This window comes from Desulfovibrio sp. Huiquan2017 (assembly GCF_017351175.1).
Taxonomy (GTDB): domain Bacteria; phylum Desulfobacterota; class Desulfovibrionia; order Desulfovibrionales; family Desulfovibrionaceae; genus Pseudodesulfovibrio.
This window is the reverse complement of the sequence record NZ_JAFMPN010000022.1, coordinates 47,094-62,334: the sequence shown is the minus strand read 5'-3', so window position 1 is coordinate 62,334 and position 15,241 is coordinate 47,094. Positions and strand designations below refer to the sequence as shown.

General features: G+C 53.9%; 19 protein-coding genes and 1 tRNA gene. 17 read left to right on the top strand and 3 right to left on the bottom strand.

Annotation, left to right across the window (positions count from 1 at the left end):
* The first annotated feature begins 377 nt into the window (after positions 1-377).
* The 10 genes from J0909_RS17180 (at position 378) to J0909_RS17135 (ending at position 6,014) form a co-directional block, all read left to right on the top strand.
* A tRNA-Ser gene (locus J0909_RS17180) sits at positions 378-473 on the top strand.
* 174 nt (positions 474-647) lie between these two features.
* On the top strand, positions 648-1,868 hold the full coding sequence (locus tag J0909_RS17175) for a tyrosine-type recombinase/integrase (RefSeq protein WP_207264794.1): 1,221 nt from the start codon (positions 648-650) through the stop codon (positions 1,866-1,868).
* Between the two features lie 27 nt (positions 1,869-1,895).
* The gene (locus J0909_RS17170) at positions 1,896-2,297 is read left to right on the top strand and encodes a hypothetical protein (RefSeq protein ID WP_207264793.1); all 402 of its coding nucleotides are present in this window, start codon (positions 1,896-1,898) and stop codon (positions 2,295-2,297) included.
* A 78-nt stretch (positions 2,298-2,375) separates the two neighbouring features.
* Positions 2,376-2,585, top strand: a complete 210-nt coding sequence (locus J0909_RS17165) for a helix-turn-helix transcriptional regulator (RefSeq protein WP_207264791.1) — start codon at positions 2,376-2,378, stop codon at positions 2,583-2,585.
* 1,006 nt (positions 2,586-3,591) lie between these two features.
* A complete protein-coding gene (locus J0909_RS17160) occupies positions 3,592-3,750 on the top strand; it encodes a hypothetical protein (RefSeq protein ID WP_207264789.1) in 159 nt (52 codons plus the stop codon).
* Positions 3,731-4,204: an ERCC4 domain-containing protein gene (locus J0909_RS17155; protein ID WP_207264788.1), complete on the top strand. Its 474-nt coding sequence runs from the start codon at positions 3,731-3,733 to the stop codon at positions 4,202-4,204. Before J0909_RS17160 ends, J0909_RS17155 begins: the two co-directional genes overlap by 20 nt.
* 25 nt (positions 4,205-4,229) lie before the next feature.
* Complete coding sequence (locus tag J0909_RS17150; RefSeq protein ID WP_207264786.1) at positions 4,230-4,484, top strand: hypothetical protein; 255 nt, start codon at positions 4,230-4,232, stop codon at positions 4,482-4,484.
* Positions 4,484-4,723, top strand: coding sequence for a hypothetical protein (locus tag J0909_RS17145; protein ID WP_207264784.1), 240 nt, complete (start codon positions 4,484-4,486; stop codon positions 4,721-4,723). The genes J0909_RS17150 and J0909_RS17145 overlap by 1 nt, the downstream gene beginning before the upstream one ends.
* A gap of 303 nt (positions 4,724-5,026) precedes the next feature.
* Positions 5,027-5,197 (top strand): hypothetical protein, encoded by a 171-nt coding sequence (locus J0909_RS17140; protein ID WP_207264782.1) that lies wholly within the window; start codon positions 5,027-5,029, stop codon positions 5,195-5,197.
* Position 5,198: 1 nt separating this feature from the next.
* Complete coding sequence (locus tag J0909_RS17135; RefSeq protein ID WP_207264780.1) at positions 5,199-6,014, top strand: hypothetical protein; 816 nt, start codon at positions 5,199-5,201, stop codon at positions 6,012-6,014.
* Positions 6,015-6,212: 198 nt separating this feature from the next.
* On the opposite strand, the gene J0909_RS17130 is transcribed toward J0909_RS17135, so the two are convergent.
* Together J0909_RS17130 and J0909_RS17125 are read right to left on the bottom strand one after the other, a co-directional pair.
* Positions 6,213-6,869 (bottom strand): DUF3800 domain-containing protein, encoded by a 657-nt coding sequence (locus tag J0909_RS17130; protein ID WP_207264778.1) that lies wholly within the window; start codon positions 6,867-6,869, stop codon positions 6,213-6,215.
* 188 nt (positions 6,870-7,057) lie between these two features.
* Positions 7,058-7,591, bottom strand: coding sequence for a hypothetical protein (locus J0909_RS17125; protein ID WP_207264776.1), 534 nt, complete (start codon positions 7,589-7,591; stop codon positions 7,058-7,060).
* A gap of 787 nt (positions 7,592-8,378) precedes the next feature.
* Here J0909_RS17125 and J0909_RS17120 point away from each other — a divergent pair.
* Both J0909_RS17120 and J0909_RS17115 read left to right on the top strand, forming a co-directional pair.
* Positions 8,379-9,728 (top strand): hypothetical protein, encoded by a 1,350-nt coding sequence (locus J0909_RS17120; RefSeq protein WP_207264774.1) that lies wholly within the window; start codon positions 8,379-8,381, stop codon positions 9,726-9,728.
* Between the two features lie 298 nt (positions 9,729-10,026).
* Complete coding sequence (locus J0909_RS17115; RefSeq protein ID WP_207264773.1) at positions 10,027-10,305, top strand: hypothetical protein; 279 nt, start codon at positions 10,027-10,029, stop codon at positions 10,303-10,305.
* A gap of 115 nt (positions 10,306-10,420) precedes the next feature.
* Here J0909_RS17115 and J0909_RS17110 read toward each other — a convergent pair whose 3' ends face one another.
* Positions 10,421-10,741: a TIGR03905 family TSCPD domain-containing protein gene (locus tag J0909_RS17110; RefSeq protein WP_286182117.1), complete on the bottom strand. Its 321-nt coding sequence runs from the start codon at positions 10,739-10,741 to the stop codon at positions 10,421-10,423.
* Positions 10,742-11,736: 995 nt separating this feature from the next.
* Between J0909_RS17110 and J0909_RS17105 the strand changes: the two genes are divergently transcribed.
* The 5 genes from J0909_RS17105 to J0909_RS17085 all read left to right on the top strand — a co-directional run bounded on the left by J0909_RS17105 (position 11,737) and on the right by J0909_RS17085 (position 15,211).
* Entirely contained in the window at positions 11,737-12,546 is an 810-nt protein-coding gene (locus J0909_RS17105) for a ZIP family metal transporter (protein ID WP_207264771.1), read from the top strand.
* Between the two features lie 204 nt (positions 12,547-12,750).
* Positions 12,751-13,068, top strand: a complete 318-nt coding sequence (locus J0909_RS17100; RefSeq protein WP_207264769.1) for a DUF190 domain-containing protein — start codon at positions 12,751-12,753, stop codon at positions 13,066-13,068.
* A gap of 127 nt (positions 13,069-13,195) precedes the next feature.
* Entirely contained in the window at positions 13,196-13,906 is a 711-nt protein-coding gene (locus tag J0909_RS17095; RefSeq protein WP_207264768.1) for a DUF554 domain-containing protein, read from the top strand.
* Positions 13,907-13,952: 46 nt separating this feature from the next.
* Complete coding sequence (locus J0909_RS17090) at positions 13,953-14,285, top strand: MGMT family protein (RefSeq protein WP_207264767.1); 333 nt, start codon at positions 13,953-13,955, stop codon at positions 14,283-14,285.
* A gap of 38 nt (positions 14,286-14,323) precedes the next feature.
* A complete protein-coding gene (locus J0909_RS17085; RefSeq protein ID WP_207264765.1) occupies positions 14,324-15,211 on the top strand; it encodes a DMT family transporter in 888 nt (295 codons plus the stop codon).
* Positions 15,212-15,241 lie beyond the last annotated feature (30 nt).

Below are 15,241 nucleotides of genomic sequence, written 5' to 3'. Positions count from 1 at the left end.
TACCAGCAAAACTCGGGAGTGCCGACATGGTATTTTTGTGGGATGGTCCCTTTACTTCCCTGAAAAGAAAATCAGGCGTTGAAAGCCGCTTCGCGGCGGAATTCGGGTGATTTCGCCTCCGGCGGGCAAGGATTCGCCCCCTTGCATCCCCCTTTTGCGCCTCCGGCGCAGTCTTTTCCCGCTGGCCGGATTCTCATTCATCAAAAGGGCGTCAACTATGTAAGTCCTTTTTTCACATCCGGCCGCCACCCACTATGCGCAAAATTCAGTCCCACGCCGGACCGGCCCATCCTTGGCACCGGCAAAATCCAAAAGGTGCTTGCCTCTTGGCCCGAGTCTGTTTATAAACCCACTTCACATCGGCGCTAGCCACCCAAGGAGAGGTAGCGAAGTCCGGCCGTAACGCGCTCGACTCGAAATCGAGTTACGGGTTAATAGCCCGTACGTGGGTTCGAATCCCACCCTCTCCGCCATATTTCAATCTCATAAGGCCTAAAGAGATACCTAAAGTCCCGCAAATGCGGGGCTTTTTGTTTATTCGGTAGTCTCATAAGGTAAAATAGGGTCCATTGACATATTGGGGCAACTGGGGGCAATAATGGGGGCAAAAGGAAAAAGGTTGCCCCAAACGATAAGGAGTTGCCCCCATGCCGTTGACAGATGTTACCTGCCGGAACGCCAAGCCGAAAGAGAAAATCTACCGTCTTTTCGATGAGAAAGGACTATATCTTGAGGTTTCCCCGCGTGGGGGCAAGTGGTGGCGGCTGAAGTATCGTTTTGGGGGCAAGGAGAAGCGCCTCTCTCTTGGCACCTATCCCGATGTGAGTTTATCCGAGGCCCGCGACAAGCGCCGTGACTTCCGCAAGCTACTGGACAACGGGCAAGACCCCTCTCAGGTCCGCCAGGAAGAAAAGGCCCTGAAACGTGCCGAGGGTGAAACCTTCCAGACCATCGCTCTTGAGTGGTTCGACCGCTACAAGCACACCTTTTCCAAGCCCTACGGCAAATCCATTATTCAACGTCTTGAAAAGGATGTATTCCCTTGGCTGGGGCAACGGGCAATCAGGGAGTTGACCCCGCCTGAAATCCTCGCTTGTATCCGCCGCATTGAGTCCAGGGGTGCGGCAGAGACGGCCAGAAGGCAAATGCAGAAGGTGGGGCAGATCATGCGCTTTGCCGTCGCTACAGGCCGTGCCGAGCGCGACCCCACAAGGGATTTACAAGGGACCGTCCCGCCTCCTGAGAAGAAGCATTTTGCAGCTATTACGGACGTGCGCGAAGTGGGCGTACTGTTGAACGCCATAGACGGCTATCACGGCCAACACGTCACCCGCTGCGCCCTGCGCCTTGCCCCCCTCCTCTTCGTGCGTCCTGGCGAACTCCGCAAGGCTGAATGGGCCGAGTTTGAACTAGACGGCAAGCCCCCCACTTGGCGGATTCCTCCCGAAAAGATGAAGATGCGCCGTCCCCACCTTGTACCACTTTCACGGCAAGCCGTTGACGTGTTGGCGGACCTCTACCCGTTGACCGGATCGGGAAAGTATCTTTTCCCCGGCAACCGTGGCGAAAAGCCCATTTCGGCCAACACCCTGAACGCGGCCCTGCGCTATTTGGGATACACCAATGAACAAATGACCGCTCATGGATTCCGGGCTATGGCCTCTACTCTCCTGAATGAAACAGGATGGGAACCGGATGTAATCGAGGCACAACTGGCCCATACCCCAAAGAACGCCATTCGAGCCGCCTACAATAGAAGCCAATATTTACCCAAGCGTCGCGAAATGATGCAAAGCTGGTCTGACTTCCTCGACAAGCTGAAAAACAATGCAGTCGGCAAGGTGGTGCCGATTTTCAAGCAAGCATAAAGCCCATACCGGGCAAATGGAGATGAAATGATTGATTTGATAGACCTTGATTTAATGGTAAAAATCCATTTACGACGCTGGCGAGAAGTCGCTGAGGATCTTAGGCAACGCAGTTGTCCGTTACCAGTAGATATTTGCGCTCTTTTGGCAGACAAAGTTGACCCGGATATCAAAGAACCCAAGGGACGCCCCCCTATGCCAGATTGGGAAAAGGACTCTCGCGACAGATTACTATGCAAAAGGGTTGGTTTTTATCGCGCGTTAGTTGGGATTTCTGGAGGACCTCTTAACATCGACGACGCCCAAGACAAAGTATGCGCAGAACTGGGAGTAAGCAATGGGACCTTGCGCGCAGCCCTTTTGAAATTCCCCGAGACGAGGAAGAAGGAAGAAGAAATAACTCGTAGCATACTGAATGAATTAGACTAATTAAATAAGCATTTGTTTAGCTAAAAGCTCTATCCCATAGCGTCTATTCTTGCCTCACGTAACCCAACGGAGGCGAATATGAACGCACCCACATTTCCCGAAACTGGCTTTCTTCGAGCCAAGCAAGTTCTGCAATTCATCCCGGTCAGCAAGGCCACTCTTTGGCGCTGGGTCCAAAGGGGGCAATTCCCGGCTCCTACCAAGCTGGCAGAACGTACGACCGCATGGTCCGCTGAATCCGTCCGTGAGTGGATGAAGGAACGCACCCAGGAAGGCAAGGCGGCGTAGCCATGTATCACCATCACACCGTGACGGTGCCTTGCCATGGCCGGTAACTTCATTTTGCTCCCCTTCCGCGAATCAATCCGAGCCGGTGAATTTGGCGAGTCCTGGCCCGATAGCCGCCTTGCCGTCCTGCCGGTCCTGATTGCCCACGAAAACCGAAAGACGCGCATTGCCCGGCCTAGCCTGGATCGGATCGCTGTTCTAGCTGGGATTGCCAAGCGTACAGCCGCAACCGCAACAAACTACTTGTACGGTGAGAGGTGGCTCGACAAGCGCCGAGTGGCCACACCTGGAGGCCGGACGCGACTTGAATACGTCATGAGGTATTCAACCTACGCGTCGCGCCCTGATCCCAAGGTCTGGGTCCGCATGGAATCCGCGCTGATTTTCCAAGGCGTTTGGGCTGTCATGACTCCATCGGTCCGGAAACTCTATCTCGCGCTTCTAGGGCTTTCGTGGTCGGAAGGGATGGCATGGACCAATGAAGACGCCGGGGGAGACGAATGGCTTGTTGCCTACGAATGTGCTGACGCAAGCCAACGATTCGTTGATGCGAGATACTTGCTCCCCACCTTCCTCAATAGGATCGCTGGACTCGAATCACGGACAGGCCGTCGCGCATGGTCTTGGCTTGTAGATAACGGATTTATAGTCGCCAACGAGGAAGGCACAACTTCCAGCCCGACCGAACTATACCGCGAGGGAATCCTTATGCAAGATGTTAGCAATTTGCAGTGTAACGCCGTGTTGCGGCGGCTTGGTGGTGTTGAAGATATCACGCCAACTCCAGGGGCGCGGTCCAGGCTGACCAACACCCGCAGACGGCAAAGACAGGCCCCGGAAAACACGATGTTCACGAAGACCGGACATAAACAAGCCTACGACCGGACATTGACGGCCTCGCAACCGGACACCAGGGAACCGGAACAAGTATCTGAACAAGTATCTGAACAAGTCTTGAACAAGTACACGACATTGGGAATGTCGTGCAGAGCGACCGGGGAAAGCCATGAAGACCGAAGATAAGCGCCGGATAGAGAAGACCCTACGGTCTAACGGCTTCGGCCAGGGCACGGCAAAGCGAATCATTTCGCTCATTGGTCAAGCTCTTGAGGGAAAAGGCAAAGAGCCGGTGAGAGGAGAAGCCTATGCAGATCGTCCGCGATAGCCGCGAACAAGTCCCTTTTCACTTTGATGGTCCAAAGTTTGAGGGCGTGACCGTGATCGACGCCCCCCTAGCAACTGGCGACTATTCACTTGCCGGACTGGAAAGCCGGGTGGCCGTCGAGCGTAAATCCCTGCCTGACTTCATGGCATCCATTTCAACGGGCCGGGAACGCTTTGAGCGGGAGTTGACCAGAGCCAGGGGCTTGGATGCCTTCATGGTGGTGGTCGAAGCCCCTTTCTCCGATTTGGTGGCCGGGAACTACCGAAGCAAGATGCAACCCAAGGCAGCGACACAGACCGTTTACAGCTTCATGTCCAAATACAGGGCAACCTTCCACTTCGCACAAAACAGGGCATGGGCTGAATTCGCTACATTTCATTTTTTAAGACACTACGCCAAGCAGGTGGAGCGCGAGTACAAGGCGGCAGTGAAAACGTCTCAGAAGGCCGCGTAGGGCCATAAAACAAGGAGTTTTTGCGATGGAAGATAGCACCTCAACCAAGGCCGGATGCGGAAATCCGACACCTACCCCCCTCCCTCCCAAGCGGCGGTTGAAGTCCGCTCAAGACCTCCGGGTTTTTCTGGCGGACGTGGCGAACCGGCTGAACCGTGACGAAATCGACGGAACAAAGGCGCGGGCGCTCGGATATTTGGCCCAGGTCATGGCGAGCATCATCCAAACGAGCGACCTTGAGCAGCGTATCAAGGTGCTGGAAGAAAAGGAGAATTTATAATGAACCGAACATTCAAAGGCCGTCTTGATCGGCTGGAACGCGTTCAGGAGGATAAGCAGCCCCCGGCCCCTGGTCTTGTAGCGATTCCCACCGAAGACGGATTTTCCGTCAACGGTCAGAGCTTCGACAGCGTAGAGGATGCCCAGGCCGCGTTCCCGGACCATACCGGCCCGCTTGTGGTGGTCAATGCCGTGGACATGCGCCGCCCCGCCCCGGAGGTTCCCGATGAGGCCGCGTAACTTATCCGCCCGCCTGGAGGCGTTGGAATCCCGCACTGCGCCCCAAGACATACCTCGTTTTTGGCTCACACCCTCATGGTGCGAACTGACATATGCCGAGGGCCGAGTCGGTGAAATCTTCCACCGGGAACCTAGCGAGTCAAAAGAGGCGTTTGTTGCCCGTGTGGAGGCTTCCACCACGTCCACGGTCCTTCACGGATTCAAGCCCTTGACCAATGAGGAATGGGAACAGATTGCCCAGGCCCACTACGCAAACCGCGCCGAATCCGGCGCTTAACCTACAAAAACAACAGGAGCACAACAATGTCCGAAGTTTCTCGAAACAACATGCTGATCATTCGCCGCATCAATCTGGCCGAACACCTGGCCGAAGCCATTGGCCTAATTGGCGAAATTGCCAAAGATGGTCAAGGTTTGCCGGACGAAATCCGCGAAGCCGTAAACACTTTGAACAACAAAATTAAGGGGTTGTAATATGATTGTGATCAATGAAAATGGACTCGCCAAGGTTCCGGGCGTTGGGCTTGTCCCAGTCCCCGACCTTCACGCACGGCGTGACGCTTTGGAAACTAATCCTGAAACTCATGGCATCGGCAATCTCGGCAACGCACTCGGAATGGAATCGTTGGATGTGCGCTTGAAAACTCTTATTGACCGGGATAATGCCTGGACCGCCCCCCGCCGTGCTGCCGCCTATGACTCGCTGTTGGAAGCTGGCATGAACCAACTCGCCCCCGCTATAATCAAGGCCCGGAAAATTCTCTCGAACACCGACTATCGGGAGGAGGTACGGGCTAAAAGGGTATCGGAAACACTGACTGAGGCATGGCCCCCGGTTGCTGAATCCCTTGAAAAGATCAAGACCATGGCTGCCAAGCCTGTTGAGGTGGCAAAGGCCGTCTACAATGCCGTTTGGACTCTGCCCGAAGACGTTGACCAACACCTTACGGAAATGCGGGACCGCGAAGCCCGCGACACCATGAGGGCTATGGACCCGACAAAACGCGTTCTGCTGGTGATGGATCGGGCCAAGGCTGGCGACGTGGGATTTTTCCGCCTGTTGGGAAACGATCCTCTTGGCCAACTCGCCCCGTCAATTCCCGGCGAAACTTTGGAGCGCGCCCGTGATATGGCTCTGGAGTCCGCAGGGCTTTCTTGGGTCCAGGTCATGCTTGATGATGCCGAGGCCGATGCCGAACATGTGGCAGCCGTGGTGGATGTTCTGCGCTCCGGACTTGAAGCCGAGTTCTCCAGTAACGTGTGGCGGGTTGCGTTACCCAAGGCCGCTTAACCGCGCTCGCGATTCTCCATCGTGGCAATGGGGCCGGTCCTTCGGGATCGGTCCTACTCAAACCGATTAAAAGAGCAAAAACAGCTTGCCACCTTGGCATAAATAATACATTTTGAAATAGTGGTTGGCGTCCGATAAAAAGAGCCCCTGGGCACTTCTCCATGAGGGATAGTCGGGAATGCGGCCACTTTATTTTTTTCAATAAAATAACTGTGTTCCACGCTTAAACAATTCGTACTCATAGTTGATCTTGTCTTTTATAAGATCGTAAGATCTTGTATCTCCCATTTCCCACTTTCTTTGGATAGCCCAAGTACAATAATCCGCGACCTGCAAGCATGGGTCAGTTTGGCAAGGCCAAAATGATGTTTCCCATTGGTGCCTATAAAGCTTTTGTCGGATGACATCTCGGACAGCATCTTCAAACGCTGTCCTTTTCTTTTTCGTACCAATGGTTGCAACTGTCACATGTATTTCATCATTAGCGTCTAGATATCCACCAGATGAATGCATGAAATGGTAATACCAACCATATTTATAAAATCTTTCTTCTGTTACCCTCGTTTGTGGTTGGGCCTTACGCTTTTCCATTATGGTTGCTTGTATAGAAAAATCAAATTTTGAAATTTCAGCATATACAGCATCTCTAATAACTTGCTTGTCGCAAGTGGCATGAAAAAAATCATTCAATGGTTTATTATCCCAGGACAAACTTCGCCTTAAAGCGAGAAGACTATCACCAATCTCACATGACTCCATGACAACAGTGCAGACAATATAAAATTTACTTATGTTGTCGCCGGTTGTGAAACAAAAATCACCAGATTCATCCGCAAAGAGAAACAATCGCGACATAACTAGTCCTATCTAATATGTGCAGACGGAAAACGTGATTGAACGCACTGTAATCCATCATCTTGGCTACTTATTTCTACCAGAGCTACCCAGAATATCCATCGTCACTTCAACCCCTGAATATTCAGGATGGTTGAGGTCAATTGGTTCAAGTCGATACGTGGGCATGATTATCCTCCAGGTAGGGCTTAGACAACCTTGAACATCACGTTGTGGTCCCGCCAGAGCTTTTCAACGAAAGCCTGTTCTCGCTCGCTGGAAAAAGCGTTGACCACCCGTTTATCGGCTGAAGTATCAATGAACAGGTAGGCACAAAAGTCATATAGGGTCGTGTAGACAAGGCTCTGGCCGATGCCGCTGCGTATGTCCGTCCCACCCTGACCGCGTTTAATTTCGATAGCAAAGGAGGTGTTCAAAATATTCAGGTCGAAGTCAGGCCGGTGTTGGACTCCGAAAAACATGAAGTTGTTGACTGTCGTCTGTTGATCCCCCTCCCACCGCAGAGCTTGGCGGGCAACAGTCTTGGCTCTGTCTGGCTGGCATCCTCCGTGCTCCTGGAGGACGTTGATAGTCATGCGTTGAAGAGGTTGGTGGAGGTATTGCTTGATTCTCGATTCATCAAGGTTGCGGTAGTTGATTGTTTCATAAACTTCGTGGTCTGTGAGAACGTCGAAGATCGACTCTAGGATGCTGACTCGCCGGGTGCTTTTCTTGGCTTGCATGATGTATCCACCTCATTATTGCTCACAGACATGGGGCGACGTTAGCAGCCCTTCAAGTCCGTGGCAACGTAGGTCACTCTCCGCCATGCCCTTACCGGCTAGACTTGGGGGCAACTATGGGGGCAATAAAAAAAATGTGATTTTTTATCTCAAATAACTACAGCAATATAGATATAAAATCACATAGACACCCTCTCAAGGGGTTACGTGTAAAAACGCAGCCCCTTTTTTCTTGTTTTTTGACGACGATATGCAAAAATAGATGCAATTGGTTCAAAACGGTGATTTCGACGTCGAGATTGCGGATGACGAGGAGAAGAAGGTCTTGGCAACAAAGTTCGGCATCAGCCGCCAGACATTGTACAGGATTATCAAGGGATAGGCGAAATCGGCTTCCAAATTTCGTTTCTGACCCGTCCTGGCCTGTCTCCCTGGGGCATTGGTCAAATCGTAAGCCTGGACGTCTCATACGGCGTCCGCAAATGCCCGCCTTGCCTACGTTGCTGGACGGGCTTTCTCCTTGGGAGTGTTTCTCTTTGGGAGTATCTGTCTTCTGGGATGGGTAAAGATGTATTTGGTTGGTAGCCAGTATTCCCAATCGATCCATAAAATTCATGTGACCACAAGGGCAATCATCATTTTGACAACAGCGTGTAACTATTCCTTGCCAACGAGAACGGCGTCCTGATATATATTTTATGTTTTAATTTCATATTGCTTTTTACACTGTCTACCCTTGTAGGTCTATATGTCGCTTCGCCTTCCCTCTCGGTATGAAGATTTGGATATGGCTTTTCGTGGTCGATTGAAACCGAACCAGTCTTTACTTTCTTTAGTTAAACGAGCTTTCGCTTCTATGGAAGTTAGCGGCGGCATCCGTTTTCTTCCTGTTTATGGACAGAGTGGAAGTGGCAAAACCTCTGCAGCGTTAGAACTTGGAACACACCTCCCCGAGTTGTATGTTGAACAACTCCCTCGTCACGCGATCGAGGACGCTTCATCATTAAAAAACACTCTGGAAATAATGTCCAAAAAGGGGAAACTCCGACGCCTTGTTGCTGTCGTCGATCAATATGAAGAGGTTGCTGCGCAAAGCACGTCAGTTCCCTCTACGTTTGTCGAGACGTTAAGCTTGCTAGATCGAGATCGCAGCAACCTCAATCAAATTTTATTTATATGGTTAACCACAAGCCGCGACTTTCAGAACGACCTTGCTGCGGCTACAAGCCGAAATCAACGCATCCTGGTCTCTAACGACTTTGAAATTATCAGCATCGACAAATCGGGCTGGCCAAGTATTATTCAAGAAACATTTCAGTTTCACAACCAGGACAAAGATCTTTCTGATTGTGAAATTTTGGAGATGGATCTTCAACAAATAAGCGACGACTCTGTTACCCTTGGTTCAGCCATTGAAGAGGTTGGTGGCCGACTTGCCCAGTATATTACAGCCCTTCATGACCTTTCAGACTATATGGTTGTAATTCTTTGGCCAGTTACGGATGGTCTTCGAATATCAAGAGTTCTACAGTTTTCTGACCCTCGACAGGGCTACAAGCTTGATTGGAATGCATGGTATAGGCAATTGAATTCTGAAGATCAAAACACTTTGCCCCTTCGTGAGTACAACAGGGCACGACTGTATTTTGATGTGAGGATCGTTCCGATCGCTGCTGCCGACATTCACCCTCTCTGCAAAAACCTCGATGATGATTCATATATTCCAGGGAAAAGCTATCTGGATAGATTTCAAAAGACACATTTCATATCAGTTGCGTCTGGAAAGTGGTCTCCTGATTCATATGCACCGTTAAGAGAGCGAGAATCTAAACGTGCTGATGAAGCTCGTGCGTGGTATCCAATGGTAACCCAGCGACCAACACACTTGGGTAAAAGATTGGCAACATGCATATCACAAATAGGATTAAATGCTGTACATGAGGAAACACTAATATCCTCATATAGCAAAGTTCGAGCAGATATTTTTATTGACCGAACACCAATTTTACCATCAAAAATAATAGTAGAACTGAAAGCATATAACGCCGAGAATACGATGCCATCAACCATTGCCAGTGCCATTCAAACAACATTGAGACGACATGCACAGTTTGCTGGCTTTATTCCGCGTCAATGATAGGAGCATATCAAAAAACATTGTTTTAAAGTGACACACAAGACTGCTACACTAGCCTCGGAACACGAAGACAAAAACATCAATGATAACAAAGGTTGCAGATTCCATTTCTGGAATCCCACCCTCTCCGCCAGGAAAGTTTGAAGAGACCCGGACACGTTCTGGGTCTCTTTTTGGTTGTCTTGGCTGTCTTGGCGGCGCTTTTTCAGCTTTGCGCCATTGATGCGCCATCGTTTCGGCGGGGGGAGGTTCAAGCCGGGCATTGCTTCCTGGCCGATTACATTATAGGAAGTTGCCCATGAGTTATCCGCATGAAGCAAAATCCAGGGATGCCGTGGTGGAACAGGCAATACGGCACATCGGCCACCATGGCGGACTTGTCGAGAATTGGTATGTCGGCATCGAGGAGAAAGGCTCGGACCGGGACAGCCGGAACGACCGCCACCTCATAAACTATCTGCTTTTCTCGGAAGACGACGCCAAACAAGCCATGTCCCGGCTGCTCGACAGGGGGCTTCAAGCCGATGACGAGTACGGTGCCGAACCCATCATCCTGTTCGTCTACACCAGAAAATAACCGCAGCGGCGCTGCCCCTCTTCTCACCAATTAGCCAATAAAAAAGGGCCGACGGTCAAACCGTCGGCCCTTGTTCTGCCTGCTGCATTCGGCGCAAGCCGGATACGGGAAGGGTTTACCGGGACTGGATTTTGGCCTTGTATTCCTGCAAGGCGTGGCAAAACTGATCCATGCAGGAGGTGGACTTGGAGCCGCAGGTGATGCCGCTGAAACGGTCCAGGACGAAGTCCACGTTCATGCCCTCGATCATGGCGGCGATGGCCTTAAGGTTGCCTTCGCAGCCGCCCGAAAAGTTGACGTAGTCGATGCTGCCGTTATCCACGACGAAATCGATTTCCTTGGTGCAGACATCCGCTTCGGGGATGAAATGTTCAACATTGCGGCGGGCAGTCGGTACGGTGCGCATGGGAGCGACCTGACGATGTGCGTTATCCATTGTATTCAATCCATTTCTTTTAAGATTCAAACCGGAAAAGCCGGTCAAGCCATGACTCGTTCCATCCGATGGCGCGGCATTCCACGGCATAAAGCCACCGTATCCCTCCGGCATAATCCCGAATTCGGGCCGCCGAAGAGGTCTCGCGCGTTCGCCTTTCGGACGGAGACGATCCCTACAAAGCAATGCGGGAACAGATGCACATCGACGCAAACGATTATGCAAAACGGTTCCGACAACCAAGGGCCCGCGTCATCGCGACCCCCCGCGTTCCCGCGGCGGAGAGGAGAGGTTTCAAACCTCTGGAGAAATACCCCCCGGCATGGTCTTTTCGACGCGCCCGGCCTCGCAACCGCCCTCTGCCGTTACGGCAAACCCATGGACGATTTCAGAACCAGCGCTTGTGCTATTTTTCCCAATCAACATAGGGAAGGCGACACAAAATCGGACGGACACATGTCATTGAACTCTCTCTGCCAAATGGCGCGGGCGGGGGAATTTCCCATGCGCCGGGGAGTTGGACTACAAAAACTCGATACGCATGTCAAACGGCAATTGTGAAACATGGAACATTTATTCCTACCGATCTTGCGGGAAATAAGTGCGAGAAAGCCGCGAATGTGGGATAATATGGAAAGATAATTTTTAAAATCAATGAATTGCCTGCACTCACCCATAGTCCTGGATCGTCCTCGCCACAATTCTTTTGCCTTTCGGAGGACTGAAGCAGGCGGGCGGCCCACCTAAGCATTGGGTAAAAACCATTCTCCCCGCATGGCGAGGTCCGCGACATTGCCATGCACACCCTCGTCGCCCCTGTCCCTTTCGGCATTCCGTCCGGTCTTCATCTCGACGTCCATTAGGAAAACGAGAACGCCGAGACGGCCCGCGCCCGTCGGCGGACGAATTTATCCTTGTCCTCGCGACCCTTCGGTTTTACATTTCCTGATCGTCCTTGCGCCGCCCGTTCCGTCTTCAGTCAAAGGAGCCTTCGTATGGATTGGTTCATGGAGCAAAATGCCATTTTTCAAGCTTTCCTGGCTACCCTATTCACCTGGGGCGTAACCGCCCTCGGCGCGGCTCTGGTCTTCACGGCCAAGGATATCTCCAAGAAGACGCTGGACATCATGCTCGGTTTCGCGGGGGGCGTGATGATGGCCGCCAGCTACTGGTCGCTCCTGGCCCCGGCCCTGGAGATGAGCGGCGGCATGGGCACCTGGGCGTTCGTTCCGGCGGCCGTGGGGTTCGTGCTCGGCGCGGTGTTTCTCCGGCTGGTGGACATGGTTTTGCCCCATCTGCACTTGAACGCGCCCATGTCCGAGGCAGAGGGCGTCAAGACGAGCTGGCGGCGCAGCACCCTTCTGGTCACGGCCATCACGCTGCACAACATCCCGGAGGGGCTGGCCGTGGGCGTGGCCTTTGGAGCCGTGGCCGCCGGGCTCGACAGCGCCAATATGGCCGGCGCCATCTCCCTGGCCATGGGCATCGGCATCCAGAATTTTCCCGAGGGGACAGCCGTGGCCGTCCCCCTGCGCCGCGAGGGCATGTCGCGCATGAAATCCTTCATGTACGGTCAGGCCTCGGGCATGGTTGAACCCATGGCCGCTGTGCTGGGCGCGGCCGCTGTGCTTGTGGCCCGGCCCCTGCTGCCCTACGCCTTGGCCTTTGCCGCAGGCGCCATGATCTTTGTCGTTGTGGAAGAGGTCATCCCCGAGTCCCAATCTTCGGGCAACGGCGACCTGGCCACCATGGGCGTGGTCTTCGGCTTTACGGTAATGATGATCTTGGATGTGGCCCTGGGCTAAGACGAATACTCCAGAATAAAGCACATTATTATAGGTTATTGTCAGCCAAAACCTCCCCGTTTCAGTAATGGGTTGAGTCCCGTCCCGGTCGGGTGTAGCGTTTCGTCGTTCAGACGGAATTTTCCCGTCCCCGGTCCGCGCCGAACGATTCTCGTTCCCAGCCGATGGCCCCATTTTTACATCTCCCAGCCCAGGATTGACGCGATGCAAGGATATTTCGTTACCTTTTTTACCCAGCAGAGCCGCGAACACGACGGCTTGCCCGTGGCCACATGGATCGTCGAGCAGGCCCGGCATATCGGCGTGCGCGGCGCGACCCTGTTTTCGGGCAAGGAAGGGTTCGGGCACGACGGCCGATTCCATTCGGACAACTTCTTCGACCTCGAAGATCCGCCCGTGCAGGTGGCCCTGGCTCTGACCGGCGAAGAATGCGACGCGCTCATGACCCGATTCGCAGAAAGCGGCCTGCGCGTCTTCTACACCAAATCGGAGATCGAATTCGGCTTCACCTCGGACAGTTGATCCCGCCTCCTGTTTCCTCTTGATTCGGCAAATCTCAACGACGCTCAACAACGTCGATAACCGCTTGTTTCTTCATCTTCAAAACATGCGGACGCGTTTTTTTCACGTCCAGCACAAGGATTCTTGCATGATCGGTCCTCTCGTCAACGGTGCGGCTTTGGTCGTAGGCAGTGTAGCCGGGGCGCTTCTCGGCCCCAAATTGAGCATGAACCTGCGGCTCAAAATGCCCATGGTCTTCGGCTGCGCCTCCATGGGGTTGGGCGTAGCCATGATCATCAAGGTCAAATTCCTGGCCCCGGTGGTTCTGGCTTTGGTGGTCGGCTCCGTGCTCGGCGAACTCGTCCAGTTGGAATCCCTGGTCCAGAAGGGCGCGGGCAAGACCCGCACACTCATCGACAAGGTCATCCGGCCCAGCGGCGACCTCAGCCAGGAGGAATTCCTGGACAAGTTCGTAGCCCTACTTGTCCTCTTCTGCCTGAGCGGCACGGGCGTATACGGAGCCATGAGCGAAGGCATGACCGGCGACCCGACCCTGCTCATCGTCAAAGCCATCCTCGACCTGTTCACGGCCCCCATCTTTGCCTCCACCATGGGATTGTCCGTGGGTATCCTGGTGATTCCGCAACTGGCCGTGCAGGCCCTGCTCTACTACGCCTCGGCCCTGATCCTGCCCCTGACCACTCCGGATATGCTGGCCGACTTCTCGGCCTGCGGCGGGCTGATCATGCTGGCCACGGGATTCCGTATTTGTGGCATCAAGCAGTTCCCGGTGGCGAGCATGATCCCAGCCCTGCTCCTGGTCATGCCCCTGTCCGGCCTATGGGCCGCGTTCTTCTGATCCCGGATCCCTTGCCTTCCGGCCGCTCGACGATGTATCCACTCTCATGGCTTCCCCGTTCACCCAGAAGATCATCGAGACCATCCGGGCCATCCCCAAAGGCCGAGTGAGTACTTACGGCACCGTGGCGGCCCTGGCAGGCAATCGGCGGGGTGCGCGCCAGGTGTCCAGAATCCTGCATTCCTGTTCGCGCACGGAAAATCTACCCTGGCACCGGGTCATCAACCGCGAAGGAAGAATTTCCCTGGGCAGGTTCCAGGGACATGACGAGCAGAAGCGGCTCCTCCTGGCCGAGGGCGTCCGGTTCGACGAGACGGGCCGTATCGACCTGGGCCGCTTCGGCTGGCCCTCTGTAAAGCCGCCGACTCCGGGCACATAGCGATTGCCAAGTCGTTCCGCTTGGACTATCCGTCTTCCATGCCCGGCAACCGTTCCTTGGGATTTTTCTTCGCCCTGCTCGCCGTAACCATCTGGTCCGGGAACTTTCTCATCGCCAGCGGGTTCGTGAACGATATTCCGCCCGTGACCCTGGCCGCCCTGCGCTGGATCACGGCCACCGCGGCCTTTCTGCCCTTCGTCCTGCGCGACATGCGGCGCGACATGCAGGCCCTGCTCGACCATCGGTGGGAATTGCTGGCCGCCGCCATAACCGGCATAACCCTGTTCAACACCCTGGTTTACGTCAGTGCACGCACCACGGGTACCGTGAACATGGCCCTGTTCGCCTCCTCCACCCCGGTCTTCGTGGTCATCCTGACGCGCATTTGCCTTAAGAAACGCATCACCCCGCTCCGTTGGGCCGGACTGGCCATCGCCCTTACGGGTATGCTGGTCGTCGCCACCAGGGGGAGCCTCGACGTACTCATCCACATGGCCTTCCACGCGGGTGACGTCGTCATGCTTCTGGCCGGACTCCTGTGGGCCGTGTATTCCATCCTGGTCAAACGCAAGCCCGCGACCATCAGCCGCAAGGCCTATCTCGGCGCGACCTTTTTCCTGGGGACCCTCCCCCTCCTCCCGGCGGCGCTGGCGGAACAATATTTCGCCCCGACCTGGAGCTTCACACCGGCCGTATTCGTCGTCATCCTATACGTAGGCATCCTGGCCTCGCTGGCGGCCTTTTCCCTTTGGGACTTCGCCATTATGCACATCGGCCCCGACAACGCCGCCCTGCTTCAGTATTTTATACCGGTTTTCAGTGGGGTCGGGGCATGGCTGCTGCTCGGCCAGCCCATAACCATGGTTCACGGAGTGGGATTCGCACTCATTTTCAGCGGCGTGGTCATGGCCACCCGTTCCCACTGATCCTCTCCCTCTCATGGAAAAGGGGTTGCT

Excerpts from the sequence above, each read along its gene's own strand:
- J0909_RS17135 (WP_207264780.1), top strand. The coding sequence starts at position 5,199 with ATGATTGTGATCAATGAAAATGGACTCGCCAAGGTTCCGGGCGTTGGG.
- J0909_RS17130 (WP_207264778.1), bottom strand. The coding sequence starts at position 6,869 with ATGTCGCGATTGTTTCTCTTTGCGGATGAATCTGGTGATTTTTGTTTC.
- J0909_RS17120 (WP_207264774.1), top strand. The coding sequence starts at position 8,379 with ATGGCTTTTCGTGGTCGATTGAAACCGAACCAGTCTTTACTTTCTTTA.
- J0909_RS17145 (WP_207264784.1), top strand. The coding sequence starts at position 4,484 with ATGAACCGAACATTCAAAGGCCGTCTTGATCGGCTGGAACGCGTTCAG.
- J0909_RS17105 (WP_207264771.1), top strand. The coding sequence starts at position 11,737 with ATGGATTGGTTCATGGAGCAAAATGCCATTTTTCAAGCTTTCCTGGCT.
- J0909_RS17160 (WP_207264789.1), top strand. The coding sequence starts at position 3,592 with ATGAAGACCGAAGATAAGCGCCGGATAGAGAAGACCCTACGGTCTAAC.
- J0909_RS17175 (WP_207264794.1), top strand. The coding sequence starts at position 648 with ATGCCGTTGACAGATGTTACCTGCCGGAACGCCAAGCCGAAAGAGAAA.
- J0909_RS17150 (WP_207264786.1), top strand. The coding sequence starts at position 4,230 with ATGGAAGATAGCACCTCAACCAAGGCCGGATGCGGAAATCCGACACCT.
- J0909_RS17095 (WP_207264768.1), top strand. The coding sequence starts at position 13,196 with ATGATCGGTCCTCTCGTCAACGGTGCGGCTTTGGTCGTAGGCAGTGTA.
- J0909_RS17165 (WP_207264791.1), top strand. The coding sequence starts at position 2,376 with ATGAACGCACCCACATTTCCCGAAACTGGCTTTCTTCGAGCCAAGCAA.
- J0909_RS17090 (WP_207264767.1), top strand. The coding sequence starts at position 13,953 with ATGGCTTCCCCGTTCACCCAGAAGATCATCGAGACCATCCGGGCCATC.
- J0909_RS17170 (WP_207264793.1), top strand. The coding sequence starts at position 1,896 with ATGATTGATTTGATAGACCTTGATTTAATGGTAAAAATCCATTTACGA.
- J0909_RS17140 (WP_207264782.1), top strand. The coding sequence starts at position 5,027 with ATGTCCGAAGTTTCTCGAAACAACATGCTGATCATTCGCCGCATCAAT.
- J0909_RS17115 (WP_207264773.1), top strand. The coding sequence starts at position 10,027 with ATGAGTTATCCGCATGAAGCAAAATCCAGGGATGCCGTGGTGGAACAG.
- J0909_RS17085 (WP_207264765.1), top strand. The coding sequence starts at position 14,324 with ATGCCCGGCAACCGTTCCTTGGGATTTTTCTTCGCCCTGCTCGCCGTA.
- J0909_RS17125 (WP_207264776.1), bottom strand. The coding sequence starts at position 7,591 with ATGCAAGCCAAGAAAAGCACCCGGCGAGTCAGCATCCTAGAGTCGATC.
- J0909_RS17110 (WP_286182117.1), bottom strand. The coding sequence starts at position 10,741 with ATGGATAACGCACATCGTCAGGTCGCTCCCATGCGCACCGTACCGACT.
- J0909_RS17155 (WP_207264788.1), top strand. The coding sequence starts at position 3,731 with ATGCAGATCGTCCGCGATAGCCGCGAACAAGTCCCTTTTCACTTTGAT.
- J0909_RS17100 (WP_207264769.1), top strand. The coding sequence starts at position 12,751 with ATGCAAGGATATTTCGTTACCTTTTTTACCCAGCAGAGCCGCGAACAC.